The organism is Pseudomonas sp. 1 (assembly GCF_056626735.1).
Genome location: NZ_JBWXMQ010000003.1, coordinates 383,497 through 393,834, shown reverse-complemented (window position 1 = coordinate 393,834; position 10,338 = coordinate 383,497). Strand labels below are relative to the sequence as shown.

The 10,338-nt window shown below is 62.1% G+C and carries 8 protein-coding genes; 5 read left to right on the top strand and 3 right to left on the bottom strand.

Annotation, left to right across the window (positions count from 1 at the left end; translation table 11 throughout):
• A partial coding sequence (locus AC1MDC_RS07375; RefSeq protein WP_480392765.1) for a retention module-containing protein occupies positions 1 to 1,347 on the bottom strand: 1,347 nt, incomplete at its 3' end.
• A 531-nt stretch (positions 1,348 to 1,878) separates the two neighbouring features.
• Between AC1MDC_RS07375 and AC1MDC_RS07370 the strand changes: the two genes are divergently transcribed.
• The 3 genes from AC1MDC_RS07370 to AC1MDC_RS07360 all read left to right on the top strand — a co-directional run bounded on the left by AC1MDC_RS07370 (position 1,879) and on the right by AC1MDC_RS07360 (position 6,993).
• The gene (locus AC1MDC_RS07370; protein WP_085700673.1) at positions 1,879 to 3,237 is read left to right on the top strand and encodes a TolC family outer membrane protein; all 1,359 of its coding nucleotides are present in this window, start codon (positions 1,879 to 1,881) and stop codon (positions 3,235 to 3,237) included.
• Positions 3,238 to 3,461: 224 nt separating this feature from the next.
• A complete protein-coding gene (locus tag AC1MDC_RS07365) occupies positions 3,462 to 5,621 on the top strand; it encodes a type I secretion system permease/ATPase (RefSeq protein WP_227234787.1) in 2,160 nt (719 codons plus the stop codon).
• 10 nt (positions 5,622 to 5,631) lie between these two features.
• Entirely contained in the window at positions 5,632 to 6,993 is a 1,362-nt protein-coding gene (locus AC1MDC_RS07360; protein ID WP_480392764.1) for an HlyD family type I secretion periplasmic adaptor subunit, read from the top strand.
• A gap of 141 nt (positions 6,994 to 7,134) precedes the next feature.
• Here the strand turns inward: AC1MDC_RS07360 and AC1MDC_RS07355 are convergent, their stop codons facing one another.
• Together AC1MDC_RS07355 and AC1MDC_RS07350 are read right to left on the bottom strand one after the other, a co-directional pair.
• Positions 7,135 to 7,728 (bottom strand): tRNA-uridine aminocarboxypropyltransferase, encoded by a 594-nt coding sequence (locus AC1MDC_RS07355; protein ID WP_480392763.1) that lies wholly within the window; start codon positions 7,726 to 7,728, stop codon positions 7,135 to 7,137.
• A 4-nt stretch (positions 7,729 to 7,732) separates the two neighbouring features.
• Complete coding sequence (locus AC1MDC_RS07350; protein ID WP_007956593.1) at positions 7,733 to 8,626, bottom strand: LysR family transcriptional regulator; 894 nt, start codon at positions 8,624 to 8,626, stop codon at positions 7,733 to 7,735.
• Positions 8,627 to 8,938: 312 nt separating this feature from the next.
• Between AC1MDC_RS07350 and speB the strand changes: the two genes are divergently transcribed.
• Together speB and AC1MDC_RS07340 are read left to right on the top strand one after the other, a co-directional pair.
• Positions 8,939 to 9,889 carry an agmatinase gene (gene speB, locus AC1MDC_RS07345; protein WP_007956591.1) on the top strand — a complete coding sequence of 317 codons (951 nt, stop codon included), beginning with the start codon at positions 8,939 to 8,941 and terminating at the stop codon, positions 9,887 to 9,889.
• Positions 9,890 to 9,899: 10 nt separating this feature from the next.
• Complete coding sequence (locus tag AC1MDC_RS07340) at positions 9,900 to 10,322, top strand: YybH family protein (RefSeq protein ID WP_480392762.1); 423 nt, start codon at positions 9,900 to 9,902, stop codon at positions 10,320 to 10,322.
• Positions 10,323 to 10,338: the final 16 nt, after the last annotated feature.

Here is a 10,338-nt window from a genome sequence, read left to right as displayed (position 1 = left end):
GTTGACGTCGAGGCCATTGATGATCACCGGATCGTCGTTGTTGTGGATCTGCAAGACGAGGTTCGCAGTACTGGTATCGCCGTCGGCATCGGTCAGGGTGTAAGTGAAAGTCTCGGTGCCATTGCCACCGCCGTGCAGGTTTTTGAAGTCCGCATCGTTGGTGTTGAGGGTGTAGGTGTAGGTCCCGTTGGCGTTCAGCACCAATGTGCCGTAAGTCCCGATGAATGTACCGGGGGTGATCGGACCGGCGTTCTCGCCGACTGGTACGCGGTCGGCACCTTGCACGTCGTTGGTCAGCACATTGCCGGTCAGCGTCAGTTGAGTCTCTGTTGCCGTGCCATTTTGGTCATCGAACGCTTTCGGCACGTCATCGGTGATGTTGACGTCCAGCGTGCCGGTCGCGGTGTCGCCATTGCTGTCGCCGGCGATCACGGTGAATTGTTCGCTGAGGTTATTGGCACCGTCGCCCGCCGCGTGGGTTTCGTTGCCGTTGAGGGTGTAGCTGTAGCTGACCGTGCCGGTGGCCGGATTGTAGCCGGTGATGGTCAGGGTGTTGCCCAGTTGCGTGGTGATCGATTGCGGGAAACCGATCGGCACGCCACCGACAATCACGTTGATGCCACCGATGCTCAGGCTGCTCAGGCCATCCGGCGCCGACACCGTGAAGCTGCCGGTCTGGGTCAGCGCGCCAGGGTTGGCAGCGGAACCGTCGGGCAGATTGGCTTCGTTGAGGGTCAATTCGCCGCCGGGTACGGACAGGCCGCCGAGGGTCACCGGGTTGTTGACCGGCGGTGGTGGCGAAACAATCGGGGCGGCCTGGCCGTCACCATTGTCGATCACCGCGTTATGCCGCTCTTCGGGAAACTCCGGAATGCCGTTGAACCCGGCCGTCGGGAAACCGATGACCGGATCGACCCGGCCCGCCACTTCGGTCAGCAACACAAAACTGTGGCCGCCGCCCAGCGCACCCGGCACGCCACCGGTGGCTCCGGGGCCGGCCGCCGTCGCTTCGGCGGTTTGAGTCGGGTCATCGCCGGCGGCAATGGCTTTCTGAATCTGTTCGACGTCGGTCAGTTGCGACTCGCTCGGGGTCACCGCTTCCGGGGCATTGACGTGGGCGGCCTGATCGGCCAGCAACTGGCCGCTCATGGTCAGGCTGCTGTCGCGACCGAGGGTCAGTTCCTGGCCATTTTGCAGATGGACGGCAACCGCCCCTTCTGCTCCGGTGATCAATTGATCGCCTGCAAACAGACGATCACCTTCGACCAATGGGCGCCGACTGCCGTCTGCCGATTGAGCGAAAACCTGACCAATGACTTTAGTGACGATCCCGATGAGCGTTGCCATGTGCATTCCTCCGCTGCCGACCACCGTCGGCGCTGGTTCGCGAAGCAGCCCATGGCTCAAGCGGGTTGTCGGGGCGACGCTCGCACCTCGACAGTTCGTTTCGCAGGTTGCACAAATCCAGAAACGCCAATGCCATCAAGCAGTTGGAGTCTCTGTTCAATGCTGCATTCCCACTAGCGCTACGTAACGGTGGTGAATCACCCGAGTGACAAAAAACTGTCGCTCATCAGCCGCTACGCGTCCCTCCCCTTTAGCAGTACTTCGCCGTATGTCGCAAAGTGAGTGGAACTTTCCTCAAGCCTTTCTGTGCTCCCTAACGCGCATAAAACAAAGGCTTTCGAGTGGAACAATGTGCTGGATTTGGCGAACCGCATAAGTTTTTTTTGGCATAACCCATATGAAAATTTTTTCTTAGCTACGCTTCAGGATGTTCTTAGCTCTGTTGTTACAGGCATGAAACGCTTTTTACTAAAAATATCGTCAATAAATTGGCGACAGCGAAACACCATCAGGACTCAGGGAGATGCACCCATGCGCGTACTAACCCCCCTCTGCAGCGCGGTTTTGCTGGCCATGGCTTGCACTTCCCAGGCACAGGCCATGAACCTCACCGAAGCGATCCAGAGCACTCTCGCCACCCACCCGGAACTTGCCTCACGCGTGGATGCGCGTCTGTCGGCTGATGAACAAGTGAAGGTCGCCAAGGGCGGCTTCTATCCGTCGGTGGATCTGAACGCTGCTTACGGGCGTGGCTACAGCGACAACACCAACACCCGGGCCTTCGGTAACCACCACACCGAAATCCTCAATTACACCCAGTCCGAGCTGCGTCTGCGGCAGATGCTGTTCGACGGTTTCAACACTGCCAACGAAGTCGAACGCACCAAGGGCGTTTCCAACTCGCGCGCGTATTACGCGCAAGGCACCGCTCAGGACCTGGCCCTGCGCACCATCGAGGTCTACCTCGAAGTGCTCAAACGCCGTGAACTGGTGACCCTGGCCAAGAACAACCTGCAGGCGCACTTGCGCGTCAACGACCAGATCGGCCTGCGTACCGAGCGCGGCGTGGGCAGCACCGCCGACTCCGATCAATCGGTTGCCCGTAAGGCGCTGGCGCAGAACAACCTCGACACCGCCGAAGTCGACCTGGCGGACGCCGAATCGAACTTCTACAGCGTGGTCGGGCGCATGCCCGATGAGCTGGAAACGCCCGCCTCGACCCGTGGCGAGTTGCCCGCCACCCTGCCTGAAGCCCAGCAGAGCATGGTCGAGAACAACCCGTATCTGAAATCCGCCCAGGCCGACGTGCAATCGGCCGAGAGCCAGTACGAAGTCGCCAAGTCGCCGTTCTATCCACGCTTCGATGCCGAAGCCGCGGTTGGCGCCAACAACAACGTGCAGGGCGACGAGGGCCATGACAACGAATGGCGGGTCGGTGTGGTGATGAACTACAACCTGTTCCGTGGCGGCAGCGACAAGGCGCGGCTGGCCTCCGATGCGCATCAGATCAACCAGGCGATGGACATCCGCAACAACGCCCTGCGTCAGCTCAACGAGAACATTCACCTGGCCTGGAACGCCATGGTCAACGCCAAGAAACAGACCCCGACCGCCCGCGAATACGCCGAGACCACCAAGCGCGTGCGCGCCGCGTATCAGGATCAGTTCGGCCTCGGCCAGCGCACCCTGCTGGACGTGCTCGACAGTGAAAACGAGCTGTACAACGCCAACCGTCGCTACACCGAAATCCGCTACACCGAGGAATATTCGATGTACCGCGTGCTGGCGAACATGGGCCAGTTGCTGAACAAGCAGCGGATCGTGCTGCCGGCCGATGCGATAGCCGCGACCGAGGTGAAGAACGAAGCGCGCTTGCCTGAACTGAAGTAGTTCCGCGTGCGGGCGCTGCCGAAGGCCGCAACCTGATCGTTCCCACGTCGAGGCGTCGAACCGTCCGCGTGGGAATGCCTCTGGGGACGCTCCGCGTCCAGTGACGCGGAGCGTCACGGGCTGCATTCCCACGCAGAGCGTGGGAACGATCAGTACGGTTGAACGCCTCGCAGTAACACAGGGTTGATGTGGATAGCCGAGCCAGTTCAACGGGAGCGATCAATATGACCAGCATGCAACCCGGTAACACCGGGATCGATCCGCGGCTGAGCTTCGATGACCCGTTGCTCGACGGTCTGTTGATCCTCTGCAAACTCCATGGCGCGACGGTCAGTCGCGCCAGCCTGAGCGCCGGCCTGCCCCTGGACAAACAACGCCTGAGCCTGGACCTGCTGCCCCGCGCCGCAGCCCGGGCCGGGTTGCAGGCGCGCTTGCTGCGCCGGGAACTCAACGACATTTCAACGCTCAACCTGCCGGTGCTGTTGCTGCTGGGCAATGGGCGTACGGCAGTGCTGCGGCGGTTTGCCGAAGACGGCAAGGCGCTGATTCTGCCGAGTGAAGCCGACGGCGGCGAGCAATGGGTCAGTCGTGAAGAACTCACCGAACACTACAGCGGCCAGGCCCTGTTCGCCCGTCCCCGGCATGAACTGGAAGACCTGCGCTCGCCTTTGGTGCCACGAGTGCAGGCGTGGTTTCGCGACACCCTGAAGCTGTCGAAATGGCTGTACAGCGACGCGATCCTCGCCAGTTTCCTGATCAACCTGCTGGGCCTGATGGTGCCGCTGTTCGTCATGCAGACCTACGACCGCGTGGTGCCGAATCAGGCCACATCGACCCTGTGGGTGCTGGCGATCGGGTTGTTGATCGGCACCGGTTTCGAACTGGTGCTGCGGGTGGTGCGCGCGCACCTGCTGGACACCGCCGGCAAGAAGACCGACGTGATCCTTTCCGCGACTTTATTCGAGCGCATCACCGGCATGGCGATGAAGGCCCGGCCGGCGACCATCGGCGGATTCGCCCAGAGCATTCACGACTTTCAGGGCCTGCGGGAATTTCTCACCGCCGTGACCCTGACCAGCCTGATCGACCTGCCCTTCGTGGTGTTGATGCTGGTGGTGATCGGCCTGCTCGGTGGCTGGCTGGTGGTGATTCCGCTGCTGGCGTTTCCGATCACGATCGTGTTCGCGATGATCATTCAGGCCCGTCTGCGCGATACCGTACAGAAAAGCCTGAGCCTCGGTGCCGAGCGTCAGGCATTGCTGATCGAAACCCTCGGCGGCCTGGAAACCCTCAAGGCGTGCAGCGCCGAAAGCGAGCGCCAGCACAAATGGGAAAGCACCCACGGCGCCCTCACCCGTCTCGACAGCCATGCGCGCAATCTCTCGGCGCTGGCCACCAACGGCACGCTGTTCATCCAGCAGTTTTCGGGGATGGCGACGATTGTGGCCGGTGTCTACAGCATCATCGCCGGTAACCTCAGCGTCGGTGCGCTGGTGGCCAGTTACATGCTCGGCAGCCGCGTGCTCGCCCCGTTGGGCCAGATCGCCGGGCTGATTACCCGCTATCAGCAAGCGCAACTGACCATGAAAAGCACCGACGCGCTGATGTCCCTGCCCCAGGAGCGCGACGGCAAACAGCGGCCGCTGGAGCGCACGCAACTGCAAGGCGCGCTGGACGCCAACGCGGTTACCTTCCACTACAACGGCCAGAACGCCCCGGCCCTGAGCAACGTCAGCTTCAGCGTCAAACCCGGCGAACGGATCGGCATCATCGGTCGCAGCGGCTCGGGCAAAAGCACCCTGGCGCGGCTGGTGATGGGGTTCTACGAACCGGAAGAAGGCCAATTGCTGCTCGACAACCTCGACCTGCGGCAACTGGACGTCGCCGACCTGCGCCAGCAAATCGGTTATGTCGCCCACGACCTGCCGCTGCTGGCCGGCAGCCTGCGTGACAACCTGACCCTCGGCGCTCGCTACATCAGCGATTCGCGGATGCTCGAAGTCGCCGAACTGACCGGCGTCACCGAACTGGCCCGCCAGCATCCGCAAGGCTTCGATCGGCCGGTGGGTGAGCGCGGTCAACTGCTCTCCGGTGGCCAGCGCCAAGCGGTGCTGCTGGCCCGGGCGCTGTTGCTCGACCCGCCGATCATGCTGCTCGACGAACCCACCAGCGCCATGGACAACAGCAGTGAAGACGTCCTGCGCCAGAAGCTGCACGGCTGGGTGCAGGGCAAAACCTTGCTGCTGGTCACCCACCGCACCTCGATGCTGAGTCTGGTGGACCGGTTGCTGGTACTGGACAACGGCCGGATCGTCGCCGACGGTCCGAAAGAAGCGGTCATCGATGCACTGCGCAAGGGCCGGGTCGGCTCGGCAGCGGTCTAGGAGTTGCCCCATGTCTGCTTCGTCTTCTTCAAAACAGCGCGGTTACTTCGACAGCTTCGGCAAAAGCGCCGAAGCCGAATTCATGCCGGAAACCGCCGGCGCCTCGTTGCAGGACGCACCGCGCTGGTCGCGCATCACCGTGTGGCTGGCGGCAGCGCTGTTGATCAGTGCGCTGGTCTGGGCCAAGTTCGCGGTGCTCCAGGAAGTAACGATGGGCGAAGGCAAGGCGATTCCGTCGAGCAAGGTCCAGGTGATCCAGAACCTCGAAGGCGGGATCGTCACCGAGATCTTCGTGCGTGAAGGGCAAATGGTCAGCAAGGGCGACACCTTGCTGCGTCTGGATGACACGCGGTTTCTGTCGAACAAGGGTGAGAGCGAGGCCGATCGTTATGCCCTGACCGCGCAGGTCGAACGCTTGTCTGCCGAAGCCGAAGGCCGGCCGTTCAAGCTTTCGGACGAGGTGATCGCCAAGGCTCCGCAAGTGGCCGAGGACGAGCGCGCGCTGTATGAACAACGGCAACGGCGGCTGGCCAGCGAGCAGCGGACACTGTCGGAACAACTGAGGCAAAAAACCCAGGAACTGGCGGAGTTTCGCTCGAAAGCCAGCCAGTACAGTTCGAGCCTGGCGCTGGTCAATCAGGAAATGAACATGTCCGAACCGCTGGTCAAGACCGGTGCCGTGTCGCCGGTGGAGATTCTGCGGCTCAAGCGCAGCGCCGTGGAAATTCGCGGTTCGTTGAATGCCACGACCCTGGCGATTCCTCGCGCCGAATCGGCCATCGCCGAGATCCGCAGCAAGATCGACGAATCGGAACAGACCTTCCGTTCCGAAGCGGCCAAGGAGCTCAACGAGAAACGCACCGACCTGTCGAAAATCACTGCGTCGAGCATCGCCATCGACGACCGCGTCAGCCGCACCACCGTGACCTCGCCGGTGCGTGGCGTGATCAAGCAGATGAAGGTCAACACCATCGGCGGCGTGGTGCAGCCGGGCAGCGACATGGTGGAAATCGTGCCGCTGGAAGACAACCTGCTGATCGAAGCCAAGGTCCGGCCGCAGGACGTGGCGTTCCTGCATCCGGGCCAGAAAGCCATGGTCAAGTTCAGTGCCTATGACTACACGATCTACGGCGGGCTCAGCGCCAAGCTTGAGCTGATCGGCGCCGACACCATCACCGACGACAAGGGCAACAGCTTCTACCTGATCCAGGTGCGCACCGACAAAAACCATTTGGGCGGGGATGTGAAACCGCTGCTGATCATTCCGGGGATGGTGGCGACGGTGGACATCATTACCGGGGAGAAAAGCGTGCTGGATTACCTGCTCAAACCGGTGCTCAAGGCCCGGACCGAAGCGATGCGCGAGCGTTGATAATTAGCCGGATTTTTGATCGTTCCCACGCTCTGCGTGGGAATGCATCCAGTGACGCTCTGCGTCACCGTCGCGAAGGGACGCGGAGCGTCCCGGGCGGCATTCCCACGCGGAGCGTGGGAACGATCAGGGCGAGTGCGATCAGCCTCCGTGATTCTTTTGGAAAGTCTCCTCCCCCATCGCCGCAATCTGCCCCTCGATCAGCGCCTCGAACGGCTTGAGCATCGGCTCGAAAGAGGCTGGTGCTTCCAGCGTCTGCAACGCCTGCACTATCGCCTCAATCGTCGACAACGCCCCCGGCCCCGGTGCCTTGCGCAGCCGATACCGGGAAACCCCGCCCTCGGCCAGCGTCACCCGTGGCAACGCCGCCAGCAGCGGATTGAGGTGCAACATCTTGCGCGCCTTGCGCCACGTGCCGTCCGGCACCACCAGCAGCAGCGGTTCATCGGACGCGGTGTACGCCTGCATCGGCTGCGCATCATCCGCCGGGAACAGCAACCGCGCCTGATAGCCCGGCCGGTTCAGCAGCGCGGGCAGATCCTCGAACACCTCGCCGACAATCAGTTCGGCATTGTTCAAACCGAGCGCCGCCAGCCGTGCTGTGTTGAGCGCGTGGCTGACCTCGCTCGGGTGCTGCAACAGCAACACCCGGGTGCGGCTGTCGAGGCTGGGGATCAGCGGGCACAGGCAATGGGTTTGTGGGCGCAGGCAGCGCGGGCATTGGGGTCTGGACATGTGCTTATGCCTGATTGAGCTGTGCTTTGAGCAGATCGCGGAAAGTCTGGATCAGCGGCTCGCGGCTGCGGCCACGGCGCATGATCATGGAAAACGGCGCCTGATAACCGAAGGTCGCCGGCAGCAGCACCCGCAGGTCGCCCTTGTCGGCCCAGGCCTGGGCGTAGTGCTCCGGCAGGTAGCCGATGTAGGCTCCGGACAGCACCAGAATCAGCTGCGCTTCCATACTTTCTACCGTCGCAGCACTGTGTTTGAAACCGTGGCGCGCCAGTTCGGCCTGGCTCCAGTAGCCCCGACCGACCATGCGTTGCTGAGTGATGACCTGCTCGGGAATCCGCCGCTCGTTGAACAACGGGTGACGGCTGCTGCAATACAGCCAGTGCTGTTCGCGGTACAGCGGCATGTAGACCAGACCGCTCATGCGCGTGGAGAATGCACCAATGGCCAGATCGAGGCGGTTGTCCTGCACGCCGAGTTGCAGTTCGTAGGGACTCATCACCGACAGATGCAAATGCACCGCCGGGTGTTCCTGGCTGTAGGCGCCGATGGCTTCGGCAAACGGCAGGGCTTTGTCGCTGACCGTGGAATCGATCACCCCGAGGTTGAGCGTGCCGCGCAATTCGCCCTTGAGCGCGGCGGCGTATTGCTCGAAACCTTCGAGTTCGGCCAGCAGGCGCAGGGTTTCCTGATGGAACAGTTCGCCCTTGCTGGTCAGGCTGAAACCGCCACGCCCGCGGTGGCACAGCACCAGACCCAGCGCGGCTTCGAGCTGGCTCATGTAGGTGCTGATCGCCGACGTCGACAGGTTGAGTTCCTGCTGCGCGTTGGCAAACCCCTGATGACGCACGACGCTGACGAAGATGCGCAAAAGTTTCAGGTCGGGTAAAGCGTTGGCCATGTTTACTCCAAGGATCGTTCTGCGTAGATCGTTCCCGTGCTGCGCGTGGGAATGCCGCCTTGGACGCTCTGCGTCCGCTTCACGGCTGTGACGCGGAGCGTCACCGGATGCATTCCCACGAGAGCGTGGGAACGATCAGCGAGAAGTCTATCCACCTCCCTGGCATTAGTTTAGAAAATTCTGAACTAAGTATTTGCCCGTAGCGATTCTTCCGCCGCACTACATTTCGCAGAATCGGCCCACAGCGGTGCCCGTGACCTTGCGAATGCGGCGCGCCGACATAAATAAAACAAAGACGATGAGGCCCTACCCGTGGACAAGATTCTTCACCAACCACTGGGCGGCAACGAAATGCCGCGCTTCGGCGGCATCGCCACCATGCTCCGACTCCCCCATGTACCGACCGCTGCCGGCCTGGACGCTGCCTTCGTTGGCGTGCCACTGGACATCGGTACTTCGCTGCGCCCCGGCACCCGCTTCGGGCCGCGCGACATCCGCACCGAATCGGTGATGATCCGCCCGTACAACATGGCCACCGGCGCTGCGCCGTTCGACTCGCTGTCGGTTGCCGACATCGGTGACGTGGCGATCAACACCTTCAACCTGCTCGACGCCGTGCGCATCATCGAAGAAGCCTACGACAACATCCTCGAGCACAACGTGATCCCGATGACCCTGGGTGGCGACCACACCATCACCCTGCCGATCCTGCGTGCCATCCACAAAAAGCACGGCAAGGTCGGACTGGTGCACATCGATGCTCACGCTGACGTCAACGATCACATGTTCGGCGAGAAGATCGCCCACGGCACGACCTTCCGTCGCGCCGTCGAGGAAGGTCTTCTGGACTGCGACCGTGTGGTGCAGATTGGTCTGCGTGCGCAGGGCTATACCGCTGACGACTTCAACTGGAGCCGCGATCAGGGCTTCCGCGTCGTTCAGGCCGAAGAGTGCTGGCACAAGTCGCTGGAACCGCTGATGGCCGAAGTGCGCGAGAAAGTCGGTGGCGGCCCGGTGTACCTGAGCTTCGACATCGACGGCATCGACCCGGCCTGGGCGCCTGGCACCGGCACCCCGGAAATCGGTGGTCTGACGACCATTCAGGCGATTGAAATCGTTCGCGGCTGTCAGGGCCTCGACCTGATCGGCTGCGATCTGGTAGAAGTCTCGCCCGCTTATGACACCACCGGCAACACCTCGCTGCTGGCCGCCAACCTGCTGTACGAAATGCTCTGCGTACTGCCGGGTGTGGTCCACCGCTGAGGGTCGGGTCATGAACGAACGTGATCAGGTTCTGAAAGCGGCCGCCGATCTGGTGTCCGCCTTCGCCCGCAACGATCGCGAAGCCTACTTCGGCGCGTTCAGCGCCGATGCGAGCTTCGTGTTCTACACCCTCGAACAGCCCCTGCTGTCGCGCGATGCCTATCAGGCGTTGTGGGACAGCTGGCGCGCCGAGGATGGCTTCGAGGTGCTGTCGTGCACCTCGAGCAACGCCTTCGTCAGCCTGCAAGGTGATGTGGCGATTTTCATCCATGACGTGGCCACCGAGCTGCGCATGCAAGGGGAGCAACACTTCAGCCAGGAGCGCGAGACGATTGTTTTCAGAAAACACGCGTCGAGCCTAGAACAACAAGGCCATTGGCTGGCCTGCCACGAACATTTGTCCGCAATGCCGGAAGGGCTGCCACCCCCTTAGCCAAACAGGTGACGCT